Raw genomic sequence first — 26,586 nt, 5'->3', positions numbered from 1 at the left:
CTTTCCAACCTGTTCCAGTCGCGCCTTACAGCCCGACGCCGAAGGAGAACTGGAAGCGATCGACGTCGTCGTTGTCGGGATCATCCACATAGGCCGCGTAGCTCACGCGCAGCAGCCCGAAGAACGGCGTGAACCAGTAGAACGCGACACCCGCGGACTTGTGCAGATCGGAGGCTTCGAACGCACTGGCGTCTTCGTAGACGTTACCGATGTCGTAGAACGCAGTCAGGCGGGTCGACTTGTTATCCGACTCGAGGAAGGTCGGGATGACCAGCTCGCTCTGCAGAGTCGTCAGAAACTGGCCGCCATACGGATTGTCGAGCGAATCACGCGGACCCAGACCACCGTTGGAGTAACCACGCACCGAACGCGCGCCACCGGCAAAGAAGTTGTCGTAGGGCGGCACATCCTCGCCCTTGCCCCAGACATCGGTCTGGGCGACACGGCCGTCCATCGACAGCACCATCTTGTCGGACAAGCCGGGTACCCAGGCGCCGACACGGAAATAGCGCTCGTGTTCGAGGCTGGTGTCGTAATATTCCAGATCCGACCCCGGGCCCTTGATATTGAACTGGAACTCGGTATTGCTACCGCGGGTGGCAAAGAACGTCCGGTTACGCGTATCGCGCGACCAGCCGGTCTGGAGTTCATAGGTCGTGGCTTCCTTGCCGTTTTCGTCGATGAACTCGGCAAGCTGGTCGGAAAGCTGCTCCTCGCCGCGGCGATTGACCGCCGAGTTGATCTCGTTGCTTTCCACACCCAGACCCGCGCGTAGCTGCGAGTACTCGGTAATGGGCAGGCCGAAGGTCACCGCGCCGCCGATCGAGTTCAGGTCGAAGCCGGAACCGATACGAATGAGCTGATCGGTATTGCGATAGAACGCCGAGATCGTGCGCGACACGCCTTCATCGGTGAAATACGGATCGGTCCAGCTCGCGCCCACGCTCTTGGCGTAGTCGTTGGTTTCCGCGCGCAGGGTCAGGCGGTTGCCGGTCCCGCGGAAGTTGCTGTGCGAGACACTGCCGTTGATCAGAAAGCCCTGGGCATCGGAGAAGCCGACGCCGAACTGCAGAGTGCCGGCCGCACGTTCGGTCACGTCGTAGTCGACATCGACCAGGTCTTCGCTACCGGCGACCTTTTCGGTATTGACCTGCACGTCCTGAATATAGGGCAGCCGCGCCAGACGCGTACGCGAGCGTTCGACGCCGCGACGCGAGAACGGCGCGCCCTCGAACTGGCGCATTTCCCGACGCAGGGTTTCGTCGTTGGTCTTGTCGTTGCCGTTGAAGGTGATCTGGCGTACGTACGCGCGCTTGCCGGGATCGATGAAGAAGGTCAGATCGACGGTCTTGTCTTCGTCATCGATACGGGTCAGCGGATCGACATCGGCAAAGGCATAACCGAAATCGGCCAGTCCCGAGCTGATGCTGTTGGCCGAGGCATCGACCTGGCTACGCGAGAACGTCTCGCCCGGCTCGACGGTGACCAGCCGCTGCAGGCTGGTCTGGGGCACGATCATGTCGCCGGCGAATTTATAGTCGCTGATCTTGTACTGATCGCCTTCGTCGACGTTGATGGTCAGAAAGATGTTGCGGTTGTCCGGCGACAGCGACACCTGGATCGACGAAACATTGAAACGGATATAGCCGCGGTTCTGGTAGAACGAATTCAGCGACTCGAGATCGCCGAGCAGCTTTTCGCGCGAATAGCGATCGCGGCTGCGCCAGAAGGTCAGCGGATGGGTATAAGCCGGTGAACTCGGCTTGAGTTCGAACACATCCAGCAGTTCTTCGTCGCTGAAGTGCTCGTTGCCGATGATGTTGATGTCCTTGATCGAGGCGACTTCACCCTCGGTTACATCGATATCGATGGCGACGCGGTTGTTGTCGAGCTCGGTGACCTTCGTATCGATCGCCACGCTGTAATAACCGTTGGCGTAGTACTGACGCCGCAGCTCCTGTTCGAGCTGATCGACCAGCGAACGCTTGTAGAGCTCGCCCTGAGCCAAACCCTGCTCGGCCAGTGCTTCCTTGAGTTTGTCGCCGCCGATGTTCTTGTTGCCCTCGATGGTGAAGCGCGCGATTTCGGGCCGCTCGGTGACATCCACGATCAGCGTGTTGCCTTCACGTTGCAGGGCGACGTTTTCGAACAGCCCCGTATCGTAAAGCGCACGAATGGACTGCTGGGCCCGAGCTTCGCTCATGCGATCGCCCACCGACAGCGGCAGATAGGTGAGCACGGTACCCGGCTCGAGCCGCTGCACGCCGGTTACGCGCACGTCGTCGACACGGAAGTCGTAGCCGGAATCCGGCGATTGAGCCTGCGCCCAGGCGCTCGCAGCGAAAAGACACAGCAGCACGGCGAACGCGCGCGTCACACATACAGGCATATTTCAAGAACCTTACTTACCCGAGCAAGCGCAGGATATCGTTGTAGAAAGCCAGGGTCATCAGCATCAGCAGAGCGACCATGCCGACCTGCTGCCCTGCGACCTGTACCGCCTCTGAAAGAGGTCGGCCCCTTATCCATTCGATCGAATAATACAGAAGATGCCCCCCGTCTAACACCGGAATCGGCAGCAGGTTGAGCACCGCCAGACTGACGCTGACCAGCGCCAGAAAGCCCACGAACGCTTCCAGGCCAATACTCGCACTCTGGCCGGCATAATTGGCGATCTGGATCGGGCCGCTGACGTTGCGCCAGGAGACCTCGCCGGTGACCATACGCCCCATCAGGCGAACCGTCAGCGCCGAGACTTCCCAGGTTTTGGCGACCGCCGCCGGAATCGCCGCCAGCGGGCCGAGCTGGCGTGTAGTGCGCATGCTCTCCCAGGCCTGGCTGTCGACGCCGATCTGCGCGCCCAGGCGCCCCTCGGACTGGCCTGCATCATTGTCGACCGAATCCAGCGTCACCGGAATTTCGCGGCTCGCGCCATCGCGTTCCACCGTGAGCACGACACGTGCGCCCGGGCTGGACTTGATGCGTTCGACCAGCGCCTGAGGCGTATCTACCGTCTGACCGTCGACCGCCTTGATTTCGTCCCCCTGCTTCACACCCGCGCGACTGGCCGCACTATCAGGCAGAACCTCGGCGATCAGCGGCGTGGCCGGCGGCTGGTACGGCGCCAGTCCAAGGCGATCGAACAGTTTTTCCGGGTCGGCGGGCACATCGGACAAATCAAGGCGTACATCGCGCGTATCGCCATCGCTGCTGCGCACATCCAGATCGATCGCCTGGCCATCGAGCCCGCGCTCGATCAGGCCCAGGCGCAGATCCTCCCAGTTCTCGATCGGGCGATCGTCGATGGCCACGATCTCGTCTCCGGCGCGCAGACCTGCCTGGGCGGCAAGACTGGCATCGGGCGCGGCTGCAATCATCGGCTTGATACCGGCCACGCCAATCATGAACACCAGCCAGTAGGCAGCGATCGCGAACAGGAAATTCACCCCCGGCCCGGCAGCCACGATCGCGATCCGGCGGGCTGGGTGCTGGCGGTTGAAGGCATAGGGCTTGTCGGCCTCGGCCACTTCGCCCTCGCGCTCGTCGAGCATCTTCACGTAGCCGCCCAGGGGAATCGCCGACAGCCAGTACTCGATGCCGCTGCGCCGGCCGGTGAAGCCCCAGATACGATGGCCGAAGCCGATCGAATAGCGCAGCACTTTCACGCCCATCCGGCGGGCAACCCAGAAATGGCCGTATTCGTGCACGGCCACGAGCAGGCCGATCGCCACGATGAACGCTGGAACCGACATCAGCCAGTCAGACATGTAACTTACTTCTCCCGCGCGCCGGCAGTGTCACCGGCGAGGACGAAAAACCTGGATTAAGCGCATGTACCCAAGCCGGGTACTGCATAGTCTACCTGCGCACGCCCACGCTGCGACGAACGCAGCCCGGCGCTAGAGCGTACTCGGCAGCCAGTGCAGGCCGGCCACGAACCAGGGCGCGGCGGCCAGCACGCTATCGAGCCGATCGAGCACCCCGCCATGGCCTGGAAACAATGTCCCGCTATCCTTGATACCGGCATGGCGCTTGAACATGCTAATGGTCAGATCGCCCACGATCGAAATGATCGCGACCCAGGCACCCAACACCACGAACCCCACGAGCCGCTCACCGCCGTAGCCGAGCACCCAGGCGCCGGCGCCGGCAAACACCATGGCGGCAACGATACCGCCGATCGCGCCTTCCCGGGTCTTGCCCGGGCTGACCGCCGGGGCGAGCTTGTGCCGCCCCAGGGTACGCCCGGCAATATAGGCGCCCGTATCCGCCGCCCAGATCAGAAAGAAAAAGGCCAGCAACAGCAACGCACCCTGATCGCTCTGATGCAAGTAGGTCACGGCCGCAACCGCGGCGACGAGGGTGAGCAGACCGGTGGCCACGCCCACATCGATACGCCCCATCACCGCCGCCCAGCCATTCGGATAGCGCACGATCCAGCCGATGGCGATCAACCACCAGATACAGGCCGCGCCGATCAGCAGATTGTCGACCGCTACCAGCCACCACTGGCTACGAATGAGCGCGAACACGAAAATCAGCGCGGCCGTGGCCAGCACCATCGCCACATGGCCGGTGTCGCGCAGACGCAAAAGCCCTGCCCACTCCCAGGCGCCCAGCAACATGAGCACCGAAAAGACCAGCGTAATGGCGAACGTCGGCAGATAGAGCATGCCCAGCACCGCCAGCGGTACCACCACCAGCGCCGTCGCGATGCGTGTGGCCAGCATCCGCTAGAGCCCCGTTGCCGTGGCTTGCGGCAGTCGTCCGAACCGGCGCTGGCGCTGACCGAACCACTCGATCGCACAGGCCAGGCTATGGCCATCGAAATCCGGCCAGAGTTCGTCGGAGAAATACAATTCGCTGTAGGCCAGATCCCAGAGCAGAAAGTTGCTGATCCGACGTTCGCCGCCGGTACGGATGAACAGATCCGGCGCCGGAAAATCGGCCAACGCCATGCGCTCGCCGAGGCTGTGCTCGTCGATATCGTCGGGATCGAGGGCGTTGTCGCGACAATCGCGCGCCAGGCGGCGGGCCGCCTGCACCAGATCCCAACGGCCGCCGTAGTCGATGGCGATCACGAGGTTGAGCGCCTCGTTATCGCGCGTGCGCTGCTCGGCCTGGGCCATTTCCTGTTGCAGGGCTTCCGAGAAATGCGCCCGTTCGCCAATAAAGCTCAGGCGTACGCCCGAGCCGTGCATGGAATCGATTTCGCGCCGGATCGTGCGCCGAAACAGATCCAGCAATACCCGCACCTCGGTTTTGGGTCGCTGCCAGTTCTCGCTCGAAAATGCGAATAAAGTCAACGTCTTAACAGACTGCTCTCTAGCACTTTCAACGATCGAACGCACCGCCTGCGCGCCCGAGCGATGCCCGGCCGCGCGCGGCAGACCACGCCGGCTCGCCCAGCGGCCGTTGCCGTCCATGATAATTGCGACGTGGTCGGGCACAGTCATATTCGCACCTGGCGCTCGAACTCGATCGACGGTTCGTTCAAACCGTCATGATCTCCTTTTCCTTGTCCTCGAGCAGGCTGTCAATCCGGTCGATATGCTGATCGGTGAGTTTCTGGATTCGTGCTTCCCCGCCGTGCTGATCGTCGGCACTGATCTCCTTTTCGTTGACCAGTTCCTTGAGCGTGGAGTTGGCATCGCGACGGATATTGCGGATTGCCACGCGCCCGTCCTCGGCTTCCGCGCGAATGACCTTGACCAGATCCTTGCGGCGGTCTTCCGTCAACGGCGGCAGTACCACGCGAATGACCTGCCCGGCTGTCGACGGGTTGAGACCGAGATCGGCTTTCATGATCGCCTTCTCGACCGGCTGCACCATCGACTTTTCCCACGGCTGGATGGTGATCGTGCGCGCGTCTTCCAGGGCGACGTTGGCTGCCTGGTTGAGCGGCACCTCGGAGCCGTAGTAATCCACGGTCACATGATCGAGCAGGCTGGTGCTCGCACGTCCGGTGCGGATCTTGCTGAAATTCTCGCGCATGACATTGATGGTCTTGTCCATGCGCTGCTGTGCGTCGCTGTATATCTCGTCAATCATCCGTTGCTTCTCGTCGTGTCGTTGTCGACCAGCGTACCCACGTCGTCGCCGGCGACGATGCGGGCGAGATCGCCGGCCCGGTTGATATCGAACACCCGTAGCGGCATGCCGTTATCGCGGCACAGTACGATGGCGGTGGTATCCATCACGCTCAGGCGCTGATCTATGACTTCATCATAGGTCAGGTGCGTATAGCGTTTGGCGCTACTGTCGCGCATCGGGTCCGCGCTGTAGATGCCGTCGACCTTGGTGGCCTTGAGCATGAGATCGGCATTGATCTCGACCGCGCGCAGACTCGCCGCCGAGTCCGTGGTGAAAAACGGGTTGCCAGTGCCGGCCGCGAAGATCACCACGCGCCCCTTTTCCAGATGGCGAATGGCACGACGCCGGATATAGTCTTCACACACCTGGTTGATACGGATTGCCGACATCACGCGCGCGGTCATGCCCGCATGCTCGATGGCGTCCTGCAGGCCCAGTGCGTTGATCACCGTGGCCAGCATGCCCATCTGGTCACCGGTGACGCGATCCATGCCGCGACCGGCCAGACCGACGCCGCGGAAGATGTTGCCACCGCCCACCACGAGCGCGACCTGCACACCCGACTCGATCAGGCCCTTGATTTCAGCAGCCAGTCGCTCGACGACTTCGGCCGAAATACCGTAATCGGCCTGGCCCATGAGGGCCTCACCGCTGAGTTTCAGCAATATGCGTTTACAGGTCGATTTATTCTTGCTCATCGAATGGCGCAGCAGTACGACAACATGGAAGCGGCTCCTGGCCGGCAACGATAACTTAGCTCCCGATCATGCGATACGGGCGCGGTCAAAAAAAAGCCGGCTGCCTCGGCAGCCGGCCATTACGCCCTTAGGCGCTCTTTTCGGCTTGTGCCTTGACCTCTGCAGCGAAGTCTTCCTGTTTCCTCTCGATCCCTTCGCCGACTTCCAGACGGGCATAGTCGGTGATGGTCGCGTTCTGCTGCTTGCACAGCTTTTCGACCGTCATGTCGGGATCCTTGACGAACGGCTGCCCCATGAGCGTGATTTCGCCCAGGAACTTGCGCAGCCGGCCTTCGACCATTTTCTCGATGATCTCTTCCGGCTTGCCGCTGTCGCGCGCCTGCGCCATGAGCAATTCCTTCTCGGAATCGCGACGCTCCTGCGGCACGTCGTCAGCCGACAGATGCGCGGGCGCGCTGGCGGCGACGTGCATGGCCAGATCGCGGGCGAGTTCGGCTTCGCCGCCGACAACCGCCACCGCGCTGCCGATCCGCGCGCCGTGCATATAGACGTCGAGCTTGCCTTCGCCGGCTTCGATACGACGAAAACGACGAATGGTAATGTTTTCGCCAAGCTTGGCGACCAGCGCACGACGCTTGGCATCCAGGCTTTCGCCGTCCACTTCCAGTTCGGCCAGGGCGTCGACATCCGCGGGCGCGTTGTCGAGCGCAGCCTGGGCCGCCAGTTCGGCGAAATTCACGAAGTCGTCGTTCTTGCCGACGAAATCGGTTTCGCAGTTGGCTTCCAGCAGCACCGCGACGGTCTTGTCGTCGGACACCGCCGTGGCGATACGCCCTTCGGCCGCCACACGGCCTGCCTTCTTGTCGGCCTTGGCCAGGCCTTCGCGACGCATGTTGTCGGCTGCGGCATCGATATCGCCGTCCGTAGCCGTGAGTGCCTTCTTGCACTCCATCATGCCGGCGCCGGTGCGTTCCCGCAGCTCCTTAACCAGAGCAGCACTAATTGCCATGATTGTTTCTCCGCAAAGTTGGGGTGCGAGCGCGCCGTCGTGCCGATTGCACGCCGGCGCGCACGTAATTACTTGTCGGCCTGCTTGGGATCGGCCTGTTCGGGGTCTTCCGACGGCACGGAGGCCACATCGCCCAGCGACGCGGTCGCGGTGGGCTCGGCTTCACCCTGCGACTCCTGGATCACGGAGTTCTGGGTGGCTTCGCTGGCGGCCTGCGCCTCGGCGGGCTTGCCCGGTTCGTGGCTGTCGCCCTGTTCCTGGACTTCGACCATGGCGTCGTCCTGACCCGAGAAGTCACCCTTGCTGCCACGGCCGGCCAACACGGCGTCGGCGACCATTTCGGTGTAGATACGAATCGCGCGAATGGCGTCGTCATTACCCGGAATGACCACGTCGATGTTTTCCGGCGAGCAGTTGGTATCAACCACGGCGATCACCGGGATACCGAGCTTGCGCGCTTCGTCGACGGCGATCTTTTCGAAGCCGACGTCGATGATGAACAGCGCATCCGGCAGGCTGGTCATTTCCTTGATGCCGCCGATACTGCGCTCGAGCTTGTCGCGCTCACGATACAGATCGAGGGCTTCACGCTTGTTGAGCTTGCGAATCGAGCCGTCCTCGATCATCTGCTCGAGATCGTGCAGACGCTGAATCGAGTTCTTGACCGTCTTGAAGTTGGTGAGCATGCCACCGAGCCAACGATGGTTGACGAACGGCATGCCGCAACGCCGGGCCTGCTTGCCCACGGCTTCGCGCGCGGCGCGCTTGGTGCCCACGAACATGACGTTGCCGCCGTTGGCGGACAGGCGGCTGATATAGTTGTAGGCATCCTTGAAGAGCGGCAGGGTCTCTTCGAGGTTGATGATATGGATCTTGTTGCGATGGCCAAAGATATAGGGGGCCATCTTGGGGTTCCAGTAACGGGTACGGTGGCCGAAATGAACCCCCGCCTCGAGCAACTGGCGCATGCTGATCTGACTCATGGATTGTCTCCGGGTTGTGGCTTACGCGCATCCCATGAAACAACCGATCTGCATGAGCAGACAGGCACCCCGTTTCATGTGCCGACACGCGTGCGGATTTTCGATATCGAATACGGTCGTTATCGACCGTTCATACAAGCGTTCGGGGCCTTGCATTGCCGCGAACGCGAGCGGTTTATACCATAGCGGCCCTTCGCAGGCTAGCATCGGCCGTAAATCGGCCGCGATTCATCGACGATTTTAGCAAGGACCGATAACGCATGAGCGTGACCATCAAGACCCCCGAAGAACAGGACAAGATGCGCGAGGCCGGCCGTCTGGCCGCGCAGGTTCTGGATATGATCACGCCGCATGTGCAGCCTGGCGTGACGACCGACGAACTCAATACGCTCTGTCACGATTACATGGTCGACGAGCTGGGCACCACGCCCGCGCCGCTGAACTATCACGGCTTCCCGAAATCGATCTGCACATCGATCAATCACGTCGTCTGCCACGGCATCCCGGGCGAAAAGGCACTCAAGAAAGGGGACGCGGTCAATATCGATGTCACCCTGATCAAGGACGGCTATCACGGCGACAGCTCGCGTATGTATTTCGCCGGCGAGCCCTCGATCAAGGCACGACGGCTGTCGGATATCGCCGAAGCCGCGCTCTACAAGGGCATCGAGGTGGTGCGCCCGGGTGCGACGCTGGGTGATATCGGCGCGACCATCCAGGCTTTCGTGGAATCGCAACGCGCTTCGGTCGTGCGCGAGTACTGCGGCCACGGCATCGGCCTGGGTTTCCATGAGGAACCGCAGGTGCTGCACTACGGCAAGGCCGGTCAGGGCCTGCGTCTGGAAGCCGGCATGACGTTCACCATCGAGCCCATGGTCAACGCCGGCAAGCGGCACGTAAAAGTGCTGCCCGACGGCTGGACCGTGGTTACAAAGGATCATTCGCTGTCGGCCCAGTGGGAACACACCGTGCTGGTGACCGAAGACGGCGTGGAAATCCTCACCCCCAGCCAGCTGGGCGGCTAAATGGCTCAAACCGTCGAGACCCGCCGCCGCGCCCAGGCCGAACTCGGCGACTGGGACGATTTCATTGCCCGCGCGGGCAATACCGAAGGTGCGTCGATCGCGCAGGCGCGCGAATATCTCGATACCGGGCGCGAACGTATCGAGCGCGCATTTCGGGCCGGCGCCCATGTGGATGTGCTCGTGGGCGCGCGCAGCGAACTGGTCGATGCCGTGCTCACCAACGCCTGGCAGGCCCTGGCCGACTCATCCGACGCGTGCCTGGTCGCGGTCGGGGGCTACGGGCGCGGCGAACTGCTGCCGCATTCGGATATCGACCTGCTCATACTCTATCGCCAGGGCACGCTCGATACCGTCGGCCCGGCGCTCGAGCGGTTTCTGACCCATCTATGGGATATCGGCCTGGAGGTCGGCCATAGCGTGCGCTCCCCGGCCGAGTGTGCCGAACAGGCCGCAGGCGATATCACCATCATGACCAATCTGATGGAGTCGCGTGCGCTTGCAGGCGATGCAGCCCTGTTCGCCGCCATGCGCGCGGCGACCTCGGTCGAACACATCTGGCCCTCGGCCGAGTTCTTCAAGGCCAAGATCGAGGAACAGCAGGCGCGCCATGCCCGCTACGACGAAACCGCCTACAAGCTCGAACCCAATACCAAGGAATCGCCCGGCGGGCTGCGCGATATCCAGACCATCGCCTGGGTGGCCAAACGTCAGTTCGCCGCCCAGACGCTGGACGGGCTGGTCGACTACGGCTTCCTGAGCGACCGCGAGTTCACTGAGCTCAAACGGGGTCAGGCCTTTCTCTGGCGCGTGCGCTTTGCCCTGCACACCCTTACCGATCGGCCGGAAGACCGACTGCTGTTCGATCACCAGATCCAGATCGCCAAACTGCTGGGCTACGAGGACGAGGAAAACAACCTCGCCGTCGAACAGTTCATGCAGAAATATTACCGCAATATCAAAGCGCTAACCGCGCTTAACGATATTCTGCTGCAACTTTTCTCCGAAGCGATTCTTCATTTCGGCGACGACGAACGCGCACGCCCGATCAACGAACGGTTCCAGTCACGCCACGGTTTCATCGAAGTCACCGCCGACGATGTCTTCGTCAAGCACCCCAGCGCACTGCTCGAGATCTTCTATCTCATGCAGACACGTCCGCGCTTGACCGGCATTCGGGCGCATACCCTGCGCCTGATGCGTCGCGATCGCCACCTCATTGATAAAAACTTCCGCAATTCAATTCATTGCCGGCGACTTTTTACCGAGATACTACGCCAGCGCGGCGGGGTGACTCGGGCACTCAGGCGGATGAACCGTTACGGCATCCTGGGCCGCTACCTGCCGAACTTCGGCAAGATCATCGGGCGCATGCAGTACGACCTGTTTCATACGCTCACGGTCGATGAACACACCCTGTTCGTCATTCGCAATCTGCGCCGGCTGGTACTGCCCCGCTTCCAGCACGAACTGCCCTTTGCAAGCGAACTCATGCAGTCGCTCAACAAACCGCAGATCCTGTATATCGCCGGGCTCATGCACGATATCGCCAAGGGCCGCGGCGGCGACCATTCCGAGCTGGGCGCGGTCGACGCCCGCAAATTCTGCGTAGACCACGGTATTTCGTCGGACGATACCGAGCTGGTGTGCTGGCTCGTGCGCCAGCACCTGCTGATGTCGATGACCGCGCAACGACGCGATATCAACGATGTACAGGTGGTTAATGAGTTCGCACGAGAAGTTGGCAACCGGGAGCGACTGGATCGGCTATTTTTGCTGACGGTGTGCGATATCCGTGCCACGAACCCGAATCTGTGGAACTCCTGGAAGGAAAGCCTGCTCGTCGATCTGTATACCAGTACACGGCGCGCGCTCGAACGCGGTCTGGACGATCCACTCGACGAAGCCGAGGTGATCGCCGAAACCCGTAGTGCAGCCGCTGCCATGCTGACCCGATCGCGGGTAAATACACCGCGATTCAAGGAAGTATGGGCACGTTTTGAACCGGATTATTTCCTCCGGCACAGTCCCGAGGAAATTGCCCGGCAGACGCGGGCCATCGTCACTCATGACGGCGACGGCCCGCTGGTCACCGTTGCCGAGATCTCCGATCAGGGCAGCACCCTGTTCGTCTACAGCCGTGATCGCAACTATCTGTTCGGCGTGGCCACCGGCGTACTCGCCCAGTTGGGGTTATCGATTCTGGATGCGCGTATCAACACCACGCGTGACGACTACACGCTCGACACGTACGTAATCTGCGAAAGCGACGGCCAGCCGATCACCGACGCCTATCGCCGACGGGAAATCGAGGACACCCTGCGCGCAGCGATTGCCAATCCCGAGGTCGAGAGCATTGACGTCACCCGACGTGCCTCGCGGCGGGCGCGTTATTTCAATGTGCCTACCCAGATCTATTTCAGCGAAACACCCGAGCGTGCCTGTACCGTCATGGAAGTGGTCACCGCCGACCGGCCCGGCCTGTTGTCGCTGATCGGCGATACCTTCTACCGCTTCGGCATTCTCCTGGAGACTGCCAAGATCGCGACCATCGGCGAACGGGCCGAAGACGTGTTCTTCATTACCGACCGCGACCACGCGCCCCTACGGGATCGCGAAACCCGCTCGCGGCTACGCCAGACCCTGACCAACGAACTCGACAAGAACGGCCCATGAACCCACGTCTTGATGCGCTGCAGCCGTATCCATTCGAGCGCCTGTCGGCGCTGTTACGCGATACGCAGCCGAACACGGCCCAGCCACCCATTTCCCTGGCGATCGGCGAGCCTAAGCACCCACCGGCAGAAGTAGCCCGCGTCGCACTACTCGGCGCCCTCGACGGCATCGCCCACTATCCGCCAACCCAGGGCAGCGAAGCGTTGCGTGTGGCCATCGGCGACTGGTTGGCATGGCGCTTTAATGTGGCACGCCAAGCGATTGATGATAAACGTCATATCCTGCCCGCAGCGGGCACGCGCGAAGCGCTGTTTTCGTTCGCCCAAGCGGTAATCGACCCATCGCGGCCGGGCGCGGCGGTCGCCATGCCCAACCCGGGCTACCAGATCTATGAAGGCGCGGCGCTGCTGGCCGGGGCCGAGCCGTTGTATCTGCCCTGCCTGCCGGACACCGATTTCCTGGCCGATCTCGACGCGCTGAGCGCGGCCGACTGGGATCGTGTTCAGCTGCTCTATCTATGTTCGCCCGGGAATCCAACCGGCGCGGTGGCCGATCGCGCCTATCTCGAACGTGCGCTCGAACTGGCCGACCGGCACGATTTCATCATTGCCTCGGACGAGTGCTACAGCGAAATCTATGCCGACGAAGACGCGCCGCCGCCGGGCTTGCTGGATATCGCCCATGCCGGCGGTCGCGACGATTTCTCGCGCTGCGTGGTATTTCACAGCCTGTCGAAACGATCCAATCTGCCCGGCCTTCGCTCCGGCTTCGTCGCCGGCGACGGCCGCGTGCTGACCCAGTATCTGCGCTATCGCACCTACCACGGCGCGACCCTGGGTGCGCACGTACAGGCGGCCAGCATCGCGGCCTGGCGCGACGAAACCCATGTGCGGGCCAATCGCGATCGCTATCGCGAGAAATACGCGGCGGTCATGCCGCTGCTCGAACCGTTATGCGAGGTCAGCCGTCCGCCCGGTTCGTTCTATCTGTGGCCGGCCTTCGATACCAGCGACGAAACCTTGACCGTGGCCGCCCTGCGCGACGAAAACCTGCGCGTGGTACCGGGCCGTTATCTCGCGCGCGCTGCGGGCGGCGTCAACCCGGGCGAGAACCGCTTGCGCCTGTCTTTGGTGGCCTCCACGCCCGATTGTGTCGAAGCCGCCACTCGGCTGGCCCGTGTGTGTGCCGCCACTACGACATAAGGATCGCGAACAAAACGAGTGATCCGGTGCGCCGACGCGCGCCCGGATCGCGCAGGCGCATGGTTACACCGCTTCGACAGCCCGCGGGCTACGACCCGGTCGGTTGAATACGTTAAACTCTCGCGCCTTCAATACGAACCCAACCGCGCGTCCAGCGAGCGCGCTGCAAGGAGACGCCATGGCCGACACCCAGCAGATCATCGAACAGGCTTTCGAAAACCGCGCCGATATCTCGCCTGACAATGCCGATGCGAGCGTGCGCGACGCGGTACAGAGCGCGCTGGACCTGCTCGATTCCGGCGCAGCACGGGTAGCCGAACCCACTGCCGACGGCTGGGTTGTCAACGAATGGCTCAAGAAGGCGGTGCTGCTGTCGTTCCGGCTGCGCGACAACACGCCGATCGACGGTGCGCATACGCGCTACTTCGACAAGGTGCCTTCGAAGTATGCCCAGTACGACGCCGACGATTTTCAGAAACAGGGCGCACGTATCGTGCCGCCGGCCATGGTACGACGCGGCGCGCATATCGCGCCCAACGCCGTGATCATGCCCAGCTACGTCAACATCGGCGCCTATGTTGGCAGCGGCGCGATGATCGACACCTGGGCCACGGTCGGCTCCTGTGCGCAGGTCGGAGAGAACGTGCATCTATCCGGCGGTGCGGGCCTCGGCGGCGTGCTCGAGCCCTTGCAGGCCGCGCCCACGATCATCGAGGACAACTGCTTCATCGGCGCCCGCTCCGAGATTGTCGAAGGCGTACGCGTGGGCCGCGGCTCGGTGATTTCCATGGGCGTATTCATTGGCGCCTCGACGCCGATCTACGACCGCGAAGCCGACCAGATCATCCACGGTGAAGTACCGCCCGGTTCGGTCGTCGTCGCCGGCAGCCTGCCGCGCGATAACGGGCGCTACAGCATCAACGCCGCGATCATCGTCAAGAAAGTCGATGAAGGCACGCGTGCGAAAGTCGGTATCAACGAACTGCTGCGCAGCGCCTGATCGGCCATGATCCGGATCTACGGCATCGCCAGCTGTGATACCTGCCGCAAGGCCCGCCAGTGGTTGTCGAGCGCGGGCATCGAGCACGAATGGATCGATGTGCGCGCCGACGGCGTGGCCCGCGAGCGGCTCGAACAGTGGCGCCAGGCCCTGGGCGATGGCGCGCTGCTCAACAAACGCAGCAAGACCTGGCGTGACTTCGATACGCAACAGCGCGAAGCAGCCGAAGCTGACCCGGTGACCGTGCTGATCGAACATCCCACCCTGATCAAGCGCCCGATTCTGGAAACGCCGACCGACACACTGGCCGGCTTTTCCGCAGCACGTTACGAAGCCGCACTCGCGGGCGCCGACTGATGGCCGACGACGCGCTCGATCTCGCCCGTGCGCTGATCGCGCGCGCTTCGGTCACGCCCGACGACGCTGGCTGCCAAAAGCTCATCGGCGAACGTCTGGCCGCGGCGGGTTTTGCCGTCGAGCATCTGCGCTTCGGCGACGTCGATAATCTATGGGCAGTCGCCGGCGACAGTGGGCCCTTGCTGTGTTTCGCCGGCCATACCGATGTGGTGCCCCCTGGCCCGCTTGAGGACTGGTCGCACGATCCGTTCGCAGCCACCCTCGACGACGGCTGGCTGATCGGCCGCGGTGCGGCCGATATGAAATCCAGCGTCGCGGCGATGGTCTGTGCCGCGGAACGTTTTCGTGCACGCCATCCCGAGCATGGCGGGCGGCTGGCGTTCTTGCTGACCAGCGACGAGGAAGGCCCGGCTGTCGATGGCACCCGCGCGGTCATGGATTGGCTCGCCGAACGCGGTGTCGCGATCGATTATTGTCTGGTCGGCGAACCGTCGTCGACCGACACACTCGGCGATACGGTCAAGAACGGCCGCCGCGGCAGTCTCAATGGGCATGCGCGGGTACGGGGGCGCCAGGGCCATGTAGCCTATCCGCACAAGGCCGACAATGCCCTGCACCGCCTGTTAGCGCTGCTGGCGGATCTGGCTGCCCACCACTGGGACGATGGCGACGAGTTCTTTCCGCCAACGTCGTTTCAGGTATCGAATCTGGAAGCCGGCACTGGCGCGGAAAACGTCATTCCCGGTATCGCCGAGGCACGCTTCAACTGGCGCTTCAATCCCAAACAGGATGAAGCCAGCATCCGCCGTCACGTCGAACAGCGCTGCGTGGCCCACGGCATTCCGGCCGAAGCGATCGCATGGCGGCTGTCCGGCGCGCCGTTCATCACCCGCGAGGGCGCACTCATCGACGCCACGCGTGCCGCGATTCGCGAGCACGCCGGGCTGGATACCGTACTTTCTACCGCGGGTGGTACATCGGACGGCCGCTTCATCGCCCCCACCGGCGCCCAGGTTCTGGAACTCGGCCCGCTCAACGACACGATCCACCAGGCCAATGAACGCATCGTGGCCGAAGACGTCGCCCGTTTGAGCGATATCTACGAAGACATCGTCGCGCGACTTCTGAACTAGCTCGGGGCACTAAACCCCCGGCGCTGTTCAAAAGTCTGCCCCATCCGCGTGATCTGTCGTTCCTGCCCTCAAGCAGGCCGGCTGCCCGCTAATGAACGCGAAGACACGCACATAAGCAGATCAACCACGGTCTGGGCACGCTGTCGGCCGGCATCAGGTTTGCGAGGTGGCGGCGCTCGCAACTTTTAATCTGTGTGAATCTGCGTCGATCTGCGGATTGCTTTGAAAACGCGGACCGTGGCGTGAAACCGAGCGCGTCGGGCCGGTCGCCGCCAGGCGATGCGTTCATTCGCAGCCATGCGATCGGAGCGATCGCCGACAGCTGAGTGTCATGCACAATCAAAGAACTACCCGTCCCTATCGACGATCGCCCTAATCCACCCGATTGGCCACCACCCGCGCGCGAAACGCGTCGCGGCGCTTACCTAGCCATTCGTCGAGTTTCTGATCGGCATGGTGATAGGCACGGAACACGATCTCGTCGAGTTCGTCCCAATCGAACATGCTAATACCGCCGACCGGCATATGCAGCACGAGATCGGCACGGGCATCGATATCGCGGCTTTCGCGTTCGCTGGTGAGTGTGGCGGTATGGAACAGAATCTTGAACATGTTCAAATGGCGCGCGCTCGATCCCAGCGACAGCAACGATGCGGTTTCCGCGTCTTCCGCCATTTCCACGCGTAGATCGGTCGCCCGGCTGACATCGGAGACGATCACCTGCCCGCGCCCCATCGCCGCCATCACATCGAACGGGATGGCATTGAGCAGCCCGCCATCCACGAGCAGATCGCCGCGATGAACCAGCGGCGGCGCGATGCCGGGTACGGCCATGCTCGCGCCCACCCAGGTGGCCAGTTCGCCTTGGTCGTGCACCACCGGCACGCCCCGGGTGAGATTGGTGCTCAGACAGTAGAACGGCAGGTCCAGATCTTCGATATGACGCTCGCCGAACAGGGTCTTGAGCTGGCGGCGAAACTTCTCCGCGCTGATCAACGAAATCCGCGATAACGAATAGTCGTTGAGAAAACGCCCGGTGACGAACGTTTCTCGCATGCGCGCCAACATTTGCTGGGCATCCATGCCCATGGCCACCATCGCCGCGACCATCGCGCCCATGCTGGTGCCGCCCACGGCATCGATGGGGATGCCTTTTTCCTGCATCGCACGAATCAGACCGATATGCGCGAATCCGCGCGCCCCGCCGCCGCCCAGCACCAGACACACCGCGCGTCCGGAAATCATGCGCGCCAGTCGGCCCATTTCCGGCCCCGGCAGCGCCTTGGCGACCCGATGCTGGGCGATGGCACCCGCCATATCGCGCCAGGCACGCGCCGAATAACCGCCGCGCTCGGGTACCAGCACCACCATCTCCTGGGGCGCGCGCAGGGCCTGCTCGCGTATCCAGACCAGATTGCGCGATGCGAACGGCCGCTGGTCGCCGTGGGCGATCAGAATCACGCGGTCGGCCTGGCGCAGACAACGGCGTGTCCAGGCGTCCGGCTCGGTACTGGCTTCATAAACGATATAGCGATAGCGATCCTCGAGCTGTGTCAGCCAGGCCGACACGCTGCGGTTGCGTTCGCCAATGCCGAAATCCACGGTCGCGGCCCCCTCGCCGAGCGCCGCATCGACACGGGTGGCATCCAGGCGCAGGGTGGACGCGGCCTGGCCGAGCTCGCAGCTCAACGCACGGGAAAACGCGGCCACGTCGATCCCGGGATGAACCGGCACCACGGCATAGGTACGCGCACTACGTACGCTTTCGCGCTGTGGTGCGGGCTTGACCGCACGCAGGCGTTCGACGATCTGACGCGTCACCCGCAGCATGGCTTTCGGGTAGCGCTCGACCAGACTTTCGAACACCTCGCGGGACACACGAATCAGCGCGGTATCACGCAAGGCGAACGCATCGGAGGAATGCGGCTCCGCCGTGATCAGGGTGATCTCACCCACGGTTTCGCCGGCACTGCTTTCGCCCAGCAACAGGGGCGCACTGCCGGCTTCGGGCTGAACGACACGGATACGCCCGGATACCACCAGATAGAGCGCATCGCTGCTTTCGCCTACGCGAAACAAATACTGCCCGCCGCCGAGTTCGAGCCACTCCGCGCTGGCCGCCACCGAACGCAACGCTCGCCGGTCCAGTTCCCGGAACAGACTGCTCGCTTTGAGTGCAGAAACGATATCCATGAAGTGCGTATTGGTGCGCAGCGCATAAAAAAGCCCGGGGCCTGCCCGGGCTTTTCAACCAGCGCCTACATCGGCCGGATCAGGCAGCCTGTTCCATATCCGCGCTGTATTCACCGCGCGCGGCCGCGCCGTTGTTGCGGGCCCGCTTGAGGTAGGCCTGCTGGGCAGCGGGGATATTGTCGTCCTTGCCGCCCCAGGCCGCCAGCGCCGGCGCCTGCAGCGCACGCCCATAGGAGAAGCTCAGCTTCCACGGATGCGGGCCCTTGCGGTTCATCGCATCCAGATGGGCCGTGGCCAGTTCGTCGCTTTGGCCGCCGGACAGGAAGACGATACCCGGCACGGCCGCGGGCACGCGGCGCTTGAGGCAACGCAGCGTCGCTTCGGCGACCTGCTCCACCCCGGCTTGCTGCGGGCACTGTTTGCCGGCGATGACCATGTTGGGTTTGAGCAACATGCCCTCGAGCATGACGTTCTGGGCCTTGAGCTCGGCGAACACGGCATCGAGCACACGGTCGGTGACTTCTTCGCAGCGCTCGATGGAGTTGGCGCCGTCCATGAGCACTTCCGGCTCCACGATCGGCACGATGCCGGCTTCCTGGCACAGGGCGGCATAGCGCGCCAACGCGTGCGCATTAACATGCACGCAGTAGTCGCTCGGGCGGTGATCGGCGATATCGATCACGCCGCGCCATTTGGCGAAACGCGCCCCGGCCTTGGCATAGTCGGCGAGGCGTTCACGCAGACCGTCCAGACCTTCGGTGACTTTTTCTTCCGGGCTGCCGGCCAGCGGCTTGGCGCCCTTGTCGACCTTGATGCCCGGGATCACGCCCTGATCGGCCAGCAGCTTCGGAAACGGCGTACCGTCATCGGCCTTCTGGAACAGCGTTTCCTCGAACAGAATCACGCCGCTGATGTAGTCCTGCGCGCCTTCCGTGGTGAACAGCAGATTGCGATACGTCTGTCGCGTCTGTTCGGTCGACTCGACGCCGATGCTGTCGAGACGCTTTTTAATGGTGCCGGTCGATTCGTCGGCGGCGAGAATCCCCTTGCCATCGACAACGAGCGCATTCGCCGTATCGATAAGTGCTTGTTCGTGCATGCGCGAGTCCTTGTTTGGGCCAATTTTTCGGAATTTTACCGCAAATCGCGGCCGATGGAGAAACCGCTCACGCCGCCGGCCGCTCGCCCCGAAAACGCCCAGGGGCAGGCGCGGCGACAATGGCGGAGAGGGTGGGATTCGAACCCACGAGGGGCGTGAACCCCTGCCGGTTTTCAAGACCGGTGCATTCAACCGCTCTGCCACCTCTCCGGCGTGTTGCGCGCCGGGCATTGTCCGAGACACAGCCCGTCCAGCGCAAGCCTGCGTGTGCAAACTGCATTGACCATGCAATGGCATCGCTTTTGCTTGAGCGCATCCCGGGCGGGTTGGGGGGCGTGCCGGCGCACCATGCGGATGCATCGTCCCCTAACCGTACCTGCGCTCGATTACGAACGCATCCTTTCACCTTTGGGGACATCATGAAATCACGACTTACGATCAGCCTGCTGTTGCTGGCAGCGCTATTGGCTGGGTGTAACGATTCCGACGACAACGACGTCAACGCGGGCAACGACACCACGCCCGGCGAACCGGCGACCTTCAAGTTCGTCGAAGGCACGATCGCGCAGGCACATGCGGCGATGCGCGCCGGCACACTGACCTGCGAAGCGCTCGTTCAGGGTTATATAGACCGTATCAAAGCCTACGACGATACCGGCCCGACGCTGCACGCGGTCATCAACCTTAACCCGCGCGCGCTTGATCGCGCCCGCATGCTCGATCGTAATTATGCGGTCGACGGGCCCAGCGGGCCGTTGCATTGCGTACCGGTATTGCTCAAGGACAACTTCGACACCGCCGATGTCACGACCACGGCCGGCGGCACCGCCATGCAGTACAACCGCACACCGGACGATGCCTTCTCGGTGGCCGGAATTATCGATGCGGGCGGCATTATCCTGGGCAAAGCGAATCTGGATGAATTCGCCTTCGGCTTCCAGGGCAGCAGCTCGATGGAGGGCCAGGTCAAGAACGCCTACGATCAGAGCAAGGGCCCGGGCGGTTCCTCTTCGGGCACCGGCGCGGCCATTGCCGCGAGCTTTGCCATGGCCGGCACCGGCAGCGATACCGGTGGTTCCATTCGCGTGCCGTCGAGCGTGGAAGGCCTCGTCGGCATCCGGCCGAGCCTGCGTCTGGTCAGTCAGGACGGCATCGTGCCCCTGGCCGCATCGCAAGACACCGGCGGGCCGATGTGTCGCACGGTCGAAGACTGCGCCCTCATGCTCGATGCAATGGTCGGTTTCGACGACAGCGAACACGCCAACCAGCGCAAGGCCTTCGCTTACGACGCTGCGGCCATCGAAAGCGTGGACGAATACGAGGCCATCACCAATGTGCCGTCGACGTATACCGACTACCTCGATCCGAATGGCCTCAACGGCGCACGAATCGCCGCACTTGAGCCGCTTTTCGGCAACGGTAATGGCGAAAACGCACAGGTACAAGCCGAGCTCATGCAGGCCATCGAAGCGATGCGCGCCGCCGGCGCCACAGTGGATATCCTCACTGCGGACGATCTGGCCCAGCGCAATGTCGTACTCGGCGACCTGACCGGCTTCGATAGCAATTCGCGCTACGAGTTTCGCAACGACCTGACGGCCTACCTGATGAGCTGGCCTTCCAACCTCGACGGCCATCTGCGCAGTTTCGACGAAGTGGAAGCCAGTGGCGGCTATGAGGCCCGTAATACAGGGACGTTCGCCTTCTACGGGACCATCGGCCGTGCCGTCGAAAACGCTAGCGACACCAGCGACGAGGCGGTCGCCTACCGCGCGGCCTATCAGCGCAATCTCGAAGAACGCCCGGGCATCGTACGCAACGGCCTGATGCGTATCCTCGACAACCGCGACGGCGACGATATGAACGCGAATGCCCTGGGTGCGCCTTACGATGCCCTGCTCTATCCGTCAGTGCTCGGCCTCGCGCCCGCATTGGGCAGTTCGCCGAGCACCGGTAGCAACAATCGTCTGAGCCCATATTCGGGATTTCCGGCACTCACCATGCCGGCCGGCATGGTCGTACCCACGGGCAACGCCGCCGCGCCCGCGCTACCGGTGGGCATGGAACTGCTCGCCCGCGAGTTCGACGAGCCCACGCTCATCCGTATTGCCTACGGCTATCAGACTGAGGTTCGTCCCCGCAGTGCGCCGACGTTCACGCCCGAGTTGGCGGCGAACGACGACTAACGCCTGCTAACGCTGCAAAAGCACGGCCCGCCCTTGCGGCGGGCCGTACCCAACATCGCTTCGCCCTGCGCCCGCCACGCAAAGGAATCGGTAGCCAATGATTGTTTGCGGCGAAACCTTTCTCTATAATCCGCGCCTTGCCGAGAGCCGGGGTAGCTCAGTCGGTAGAGCAACTGATTCGTAATTAGTAGGTCGGAGGTTCGATTCCTCTCCCCGGCACCACTTGGCATTTATAATCAGGAATTTAGGGGTTAATTGCTGGCTTACCCAACATTTCACCCAACACCCGATTCAGGACCATACCTGGGCGGGTGACGGAGCGATCTGGTCCCGATAGCCGCCTAACTCTCCTCCTTGACCTGCCTAGCCGCGGCCATTGCCGCCCGACGCTGTAGCCTGATGCCGGGATTCAGACGAACCCGCTACAACCTTGTGCGGTAGTCCGAGTCTGCACGAGCAATCCGGAGATATTCTAGCGGGCAAACCGGCGGCGGCGCGCAGAATCGGTCGGATGCGGTCCCTGCGGCCGGGTTACCTAACCTAGCGCGCGCAGATTAACTCATGCACCGAAAAGATAGGTTAGGTTCCTAATATACCGCGCGTCATTGCTGCGCGAGTATCTCGCCAACAGGGTCGGCAAATAGCTCAGTATCGAGGATAGCGATGTCTGCCAATTGCTTTTGCTATCGGACATAGTCCGTTTCGTTTATCGCGAGCGGTACCGGAAAGACTACGATGGCGCATAAATCGCGAGCGAAACCGAAGGGCTTGGACCGGCCATTGAATGGGATGGCCCCTAGCTCGTGCGAACATTGCCCGAGGCTAAGGCTTGAGCGTTAAGCGAGGCCCTAGACCCGCATTCTTTTATCGGCCAGCGAAGAAGACGTGTAAAACCGACGTCGCAAAGTCGCTAGTCCAACGGATTCGTGAAGTGCTAGCGTTACGGCATCGTGATGGGGGCGTCGGATGCTAGTCGATAATCGTAAGCACGGAAATGTCGGGGACCTGATCTCCGACCACCTTAGTGCGGGTTCAAGCTTACTGATGCTTTCGTCGTCCCTTTCAGCGTTTGCGTTCGACGCACTACGCAACTCACTAATACAGATCGAATCAGCGCGCGTCCTTGTCCCTGCGCTTGACGAAGATAGTTCGATGGCCGATACGCTCAAGCTCGCCGGCGACGCCCATGAACGATCGCTGCGAAATCGATTGATCCTGCCTGCCGTGGCTCGCGAGTTCAGCGACTGGATTGAATCGAAGTCTTTAGTTCGATCAATGAAGCGGCCGGCTGGTCATAATCTCTTCGTTACCGAACGAGATGACCGTTCTCTATTTGCCCTGCATGGCAGCTCTTCCTTTGACGCTGTAGGTATCGGTCGTATTCCCGGCGAGGGTTACGACCTGAACAACGCGAGCGACAACGCGGATGAAGCAGCTGCGCTGGCAGAGAGTTTTCAAACGATGTGGGCTGACGCTGGTGCTTCTCGCGACGCGAAATCTGGCGTGCTGCAAGCACTCGAAAACCTTTACGCAGATAAGTCCCCCGAGCAAATCTACTACTTGATCCTGCACGCGTTATTCGAGGACTACCTCGGCGAGCTGGATGAAGAAAACATCATCAAGACCCGCACGGGCATTAAGGACACGGTCGTCTGGAACAAGCTATACCGCTTCCAGCGCGACGGGGTGCTGGGCGCGATCGACAAGATCGAGCGCTTCAACGGCTGCATCCTGGCGGACAGCGTGGGCTTGGGCAAAACATTCGAAGCGCTGGCGGTGATCAAGTATTACGAGCTGCGCAACGACCGCGTACTCGTGCTCGCACCCAAGAAGCTGCGCGAGAACTGGACGCTCTATACCGTCAACGACACGCGCAATCTGCTCGCCGATGACCGCTTCAACTTCGACGTGCTCAACCACACGGATCTGACGCGCGACGGCGGATACTCCGGCGAGATCAACCTCGAGACGGTCAACTGGGGCAATTACGACCTCATCGTCATCGACGAGTCGCACAACTTCCGCAACAACCCGCCCCGCAAGGATGGGCTCACGCGTTACGGCCGGCTCATGCGCGACATTATCCGCGCCGGCGTGAAAACCAAGGTGCTCATGTTGTCGGCCACACCGGTCAATAACCGCATGAACGATCTGAAAAACCAGATCGCCTTCATTACGGAAGGGCGCGACGATGCGCTATACAACGAAGGCGTGGCCAGCATCGACGCAACGCTGCGCGGTGCGCAAAAACGCTTCAACGCCTGGCTGCGCGAGGACGAAGAGACGCGCTCCTCTGCCGGTTTGCTGGACGCGCTCAACTTCGACTACTTCAGCCTGCTCGATCGCCTGACCATCGCGCGCTCGCGCAAGCACGTCGAAAAATACTACGACATGAGCGAGATCGGCAGCTTCCCGCGCCGTCTTTCGCCCCACAATCTCTACCCGGCCATCGACAGCGAAAACCAGTTCCCCGAGCTGCGGGAAATCAACCGCGATATCCGGCGCCTGAACTTGAGCGCCTACGCGCCGCTGAAATACGTGTTGGCCGAGAAATTGCCCGAGTACAGCCGTAAGTACGACATGACCATGGCCAGCGGCTCGGTTTTCAAGCAGATCGACCGCGAGGAAAGCCTGATCCATCTCATGCGCGTGAACCTGCTCAAGCGCATGGAGAGCTCGATCCATGCCTTCGCGCTGACCGTAAACAAGCTGTTGGAGGGCGTGCGCGAACTCAAAGAACGCCTCGACAACCACGACGCCTCCGATATCGAGGAATGGAGCATCGAGGACATCGCCGTCGAAGACAACGGGTTCGATCCTTATCTGGTCGGAAACAAGATCAAGGTGCTCATTCGCGACGTGGACCGAATCCGCTGGCGCCAGGAGCTGGAAGAAGACGAAGCGCTGCTGGTCAAACTCGTCCGCGAGGCACGAGACATCGGCCCCGCCCGCGACGCCAAACTCGCGGCCCTGCGCGCGTTGATTGCGGATAAAGCCAGCAACCCGATCAACGCCGGCAACCGTAAGGCGCTCGTTTTCACGGCCTTTGCCGACACGGCGGAATATCTCTACACCCAGATCGCGGATTGGGCACAGAAAGAACTCGGCCTGCACGTCGGCAAAGTCACCGGCCAGTCCAGCGGCAACCGCAGCACGGTCCCTGGCTTGCGGCGAGATATTCCGTCGATTCTTGCCGCCTTCTCGCCGATATCCAAGGAGCGCGGTGGCAATCCGAATGACGGCGCCATCGATATCCTCATTGCCACCGACTGTATTTCCGAAGGCCAGAACCTGCAAGACTGCGACCTGCTCGTGAACTACGACATCCACTGGAACCCGGTGCGCATCATTCAGCGTTTCGGCCGCATCGACCGGCTGGGCTCAACCAACGACGTCATCCAGCTCGTGAACTTCTGGCCCAATATGGAGCTGGACGAATATATCGACCTCGAGGCGCGCGTCGCCGGGCGCATGGTGCTGCTCGACATCTCGGCCACCGGCGAAGAGAACGTCATCGAAACCGCCGAAGGCGACGCGATGAACGACCTCGAATACCGCCGCCGACAGATGCACCAGCTACAGCACGACGTGCCGACCATCGAAGACCTCTCCGACGGCATCTCGATCACCGATCTCACGCTCAACGACTATCGCATGGACCTGGGCGAATACCTGAAAGAGCATGGCGATACGCTCGCCCAGATGCCGCTTGGCGCCTATGCGGTCACTGCCATCGACGACCTCATCGCCGACGAAGGCCTGGCACCCGGCGTGATCTTTTGCCTGCGCAACATGAATGCGCGCGTCCAGGGCGACCCGACCTATGCGCTCGCACCGCACTATCTCGTCTACGTGGGCGATGACGGCAGCGTGCGGCGCAACTTCACCCATGTGCGGCCCATACTCGACGCATTGAAGCGTCTGTCGCTCGGCCGTGGGCGGCCAGACCGCACAGCCGTCGCCCGCTTTAACGAGGCCACAAACCACGGCTGGGAGATGGCCCGCTATCGCGAGCAGCTGGCGCGAGCGGTTACCGCCGTTACGGGCAAGGCCGAAGAACAAGGCGTGGCCAGCCTGTTCCAGCCCGGCGGCACGGTGATCAGCCGCGACACGTTTCAGGGCGTCGACGATTTCGAAGTGGTGGCCTATCTCATCGTTCAAAACGAACCACAAGCCGCCTGATGGTCTTCAATTACGCCCCGCTCGGCCTGCCCGACGCCGCCTGGCTGGGCAAACGCGTCTACAAGAAGCTGTTTCTGGACAACGCCGACTTGTCGGCCGCCGATCGCCGCGCCCTCACCGAGGACGTCGATACCGTCACCTGGCAATACACGCTCAAACCCAGCACGATCAACGTCAACGCCTACCGCGACGACGAACGCGATTACGGCGAACTCGCCGTTGTACACGCCACGCTCAAGAGCGCGAAGCACGCCGCGCGATTGGCCGAACGGATCCACCGCGCCATTCCGTATCCGCTGCTGCTGGTGCTGACCTACAATGCCCAATGGGCGCTAAGCACCGCGCACAAACGCGCCAGCCGAGCCGAAGCCGGCGTGACGATAGCCGAAGACATCCGCACCACACGCTGGATCGACTCGGACACGCCCATCGAAGTCGAGCACGCGTTTGTCGCCAGCCTGGCGCTTGACGAACTGCCGCAGACCGACTTTTATGCGCTCTACTCGGCCTGGCACCAGCGCCTGATCGCGCTCGCCTGTGCCCGGCTGAGCGGCCGGTTTCATCTACCGATAGAACACGAAACACGCAGCGCGCAACGCGAGCGGCTGGCCGAATGCCACCAGCTCGAGAACGACATCGCGCGGCTGCGAGCCGAGCTCAAGAAAGAAACCCGCTTCAACCGACAGGTGGAGCTCAATACACGCATCAAGGGGCTGGAAGCGACGCTACGCGATACCGCCGCCGCCCTGTAAC

General features: G+C 62.2%; 19 protein-coding genes and 2 tRNA genes. 10 read left to right on the top strand and 11 right to left on the bottom strand.

Features of this window, described 5'->3' with window-relative positions; translation table 11 throughout:
• Window positions 1-25: 25 nt before the first annotated feature.
• The 8 genes from bamA to rpsB all read right to left on the bottom strand — a co-directional run bounded on the left by bamA (window position 26) and on the right by rpsB (window position 8,783).
• On the bottom strand, window positions 26-2,389 hold the full coding sequence (gene bamA, locus S4A8_RS14165) for an outer membrane protein assembly factor BamA (RefSeq protein ID WP_353220614.1): 2,364 nt from the start codon (window positions 2,387-2,389) through the stop codon (window positions 26-28).
• 16 nt (window positions 2,390-2,405) lie between these two features.
• Window positions 2,406-3,767 (bottom strand): RIP metalloprotease RseP, encoded by a 1,362-nt coding sequence (rseP, locus tag S4A8_RS14160; protein WP_353220613.1) that lies wholly within the window; start codon window positions 3,765-3,767, stop codon window positions 2,406-2,408.
• Between the two features lie 132 nt (window positions 3,768-3,899).
• The gene (locus S4A8_RS14155; RefSeq protein ID WP_353220612.1) at window positions 3,900-4,730 is read right to left on the bottom strand and encodes a phosphatidate cytidylyltransferase; all 831 of its coding nucleotides are present in this window, start codon (window positions 4,728-4,730) and stop codon (window positions 3,900-3,902) included.
• Between the two features lie 3 nt (window positions 4,731-4,733).
• Window positions 4,734-5,456, bottom strand: coding sequence for a polyprenyl diphosphate synthase (uppS, locus tag S4A8_RS14150; RefSeq protein ID WP_353220611.1), 723 nt, complete (start codon window positions 5,454-5,456; stop codon window positions 4,734-4,736).
• Between the two features lie 37 nt (window positions 5,457-5,493).
• Window positions 5,494-6,051 carry a ribosome recycling factor gene (frr, locus tag S4A8_RS14145; protein WP_353220610.1) on the bottom strand — a complete coding sequence of 186 codons (558 nt, stop codon included), beginning with the start codon at window positions 6,049-6,051 and terminating at the stop codon, window positions 5,494-5,496.
• On the bottom strand, window positions 6,048-6,791 hold the full coding sequence (gene pyrH, locus S4A8_RS14140; RefSeq protein ID WP_353180394.1) for a UMP kinase: 744 nt from the start codon (window positions 6,789-6,791) through the stop codon (window positions 6,048-6,050). The genes frr and pyrH overlap by 4 nt, the downstream gene beginning before the upstream one ends.
• Before the next feature lie 127 nt (window positions 6,792-6,918).
• Window positions 6,919-7,800, bottom strand: coding sequence for a translation elongation factor Ts (tsf, locus tag S4A8_RS14135; protein WP_353220609.1), 882 nt, complete (start codon window positions 7,798-7,800; stop codon window positions 6,919-6,921).
• A 68-nt stretch (window positions 7,801-7,868) separates the two neighbouring features.
• Window positions 7,869-8,783, bottom strand: a complete 915-nt coding sequence (gene rpsB, locus S4A8_RS14130; RefSeq protein ID WP_353220608.1) for a 30S ribosomal protein S2 — start codon at window positions 8,781-8,783, stop codon at window positions 7,869-7,871.
• A gap of 260 nt (window positions 8,784-9,043) precedes the next feature.
• On the opposite strand from rpsB, the gene map reads away from it, so the two are divergent.
• The 6 genes from map (at window position 9,044) to dapE (ending at window position 16,173) form a co-directional block, all read left to right on the top strand.
• Window positions 9,044-9,808, top strand: coding sequence for a type I methionyl aminopeptidase (gene map, locus S4A8_RS14125; RefSeq protein WP_353220607.1), 765 nt, complete (start codon window positions 9,044-9,046; stop codon window positions 9,806-9,808).
• Window positions 9,809-12,481 (top strand): [protein-PII] uridylyltransferase, encoded by a 2,673-nt coding sequence (glnD, locus tag S4A8_RS14120; RefSeq protein ID WP_353220606.1) that lies wholly within the window; start codon window positions 9,809-9,811, stop codon window positions 12,479-12,481.
• The gene (gene dapC, locus S4A8_RS14115) at window positions 12,478-13,683 is read left to right on the top strand and encodes a succinyldiaminopimelate transaminase (RefSeq protein WP_353220605.1); all 1,206 of its coding nucleotides are present in this window, start codon (window positions 12,478-12,480) and stop codon (window positions 13,681-13,683) included. Before glnD ends, dapC begins: the two co-directional genes overlap by 4 nt.
• A 178-nt stretch (window positions 13,684-13,861) precedes the next feature.
• Window positions 13,862-14,683 carry a 2,3,4,5-tetrahydropyridine-2,6-dicarboxylate N-succinyltransferase gene (dapD, locus tag S4A8_RS14110; protein WP_353220604.1) on the top strand — a complete coding sequence of 274 codons (822 nt, stop codon included), beginning with the start codon at window positions 13,862-13,864 and terminating at the stop codon, window positions 14,681-14,683.
• A gap of 6 nt (window positions 14,684-14,689) precedes the next feature.
• Window positions 14,690-15,040, top strand: coding sequence for an arsenate reductase family protein (locus S4A8_RS14105; protein ID WP_353220603.1), 351 nt, complete (start codon window positions 14,690-14,692; stop codon window positions 15,038-15,040).
• On the top strand, window positions 15,040-16,173 hold the full coding sequence (gene dapE / locus S4A8_RS14100) for a succinyl-diaminopimelate desuccinylase (protein WP_353220602.1): 1,134 nt from the start codon (window positions 15,040-15,042) through the stop codon (window positions 16,171-16,173). Before S4A8_RS14105 ends, dapE begins: the two co-directional genes overlap by 1 nt.
• A 372-nt stretch (window positions 16,174-16,545) precedes the next feature.
• On the opposite strand, the gene S4A8_RS14095 is transcribed toward dapE, so the two are convergent.
• From S4A8_RS14095 to S4A8_RS14085, 3 genes are all read right to left on the bottom strand, one after another.
• Window positions 16,546-18,366, bottom strand: a complete 1,821-nt coding sequence (locus S4A8_RS14095) for a patatin-like phospholipase family protein (RefSeq protein WP_353220601.1) — start codon at window positions 18,364-18,366, stop codon at window positions 16,546-16,548.
• 79 nt (window positions 18,367-18,445) lie between these two features.
• Entirely contained in the window at window positions 18,446-19,465 is a 1,020-nt protein-coding gene (locus S4A8_RS14090) for a class I fructose-bisphosphate aldolase (RefSeq protein WP_353220600.1), read from the bottom strand.
• Window positions 19,466-19,585: 120 nt separating this feature from the next.
• Window positions 19,586-19,675, bottom strand: a tRNA-Ser gene (locus S4A8_RS14085).
• A gap of 209 nt (window positions 19,676-19,884) precedes the next feature.
• Here S4A8_RS14085 and S4A8_RS14080 point away from each other — a divergent pair.
• The 4 genes from S4A8_RS14080 to S4A8_RS14065 all read left to right on the top strand — a co-directional run bounded on the left by S4A8_RS14080 (window position 19,885) and on the right by S4A8_RS14065 (window position 26,585).
• Window positions 19,885-21,651, top strand: a complete 1,767-nt coding sequence (locus S4A8_RS14080) for an amidase family protein (protein ID WP_353220599.1) — start codon at window positions 19,885-19,887, stop codon at window positions 21,649-21,651.
• A 146-nt stretch (window positions 21,652-21,797) separates the two neighbouring features.
• Window positions 21,798-21,873 (top strand) — tRNA-Thr (locus S4A8_RS14075).
• A 744-nt stretch (window positions 21,874-22,617) separates the two neighbouring features.
• Window positions 22,618-25,833: a helicase-related protein gene (locus S4A8_RS14070; protein ID WP_353220598.1), complete on the top strand. Its 3,216-nt coding sequence runs from the start codon at window positions 22,618-22,620 to the stop codon at window positions 25,831-25,833.
• Window positions 25,833-26,585, top strand: coding sequence for a DUF4391 domain-containing protein (locus tag S4A8_RS14065; protein ID WP_353220597.1), 753 nt, complete (start codon window positions 25,833-25,835; stop codon window positions 26,583-26,585). Before S4A8_RS14070 ends, S4A8_RS14065 begins: the two co-directional genes overlap by 1 nt.
• Window position 26,586: the final 1 nt, after the last annotated feature.

The sequence above is a fragment of the Salinisphaera sp. S4-8 genome (assembly GCF_040361235.1).
Taxonomy (GTDB): Bacteria; Pseudomonadota; Gammaproteobacteria; order Nevskiales; family Salinisphaeraceae; genus Salinisphaera.
The sequence above is the reverse complement of the archived record's forward strand: the minus strand, read 5'-3'. Positions and strand labels throughout refer to the sequence as shown.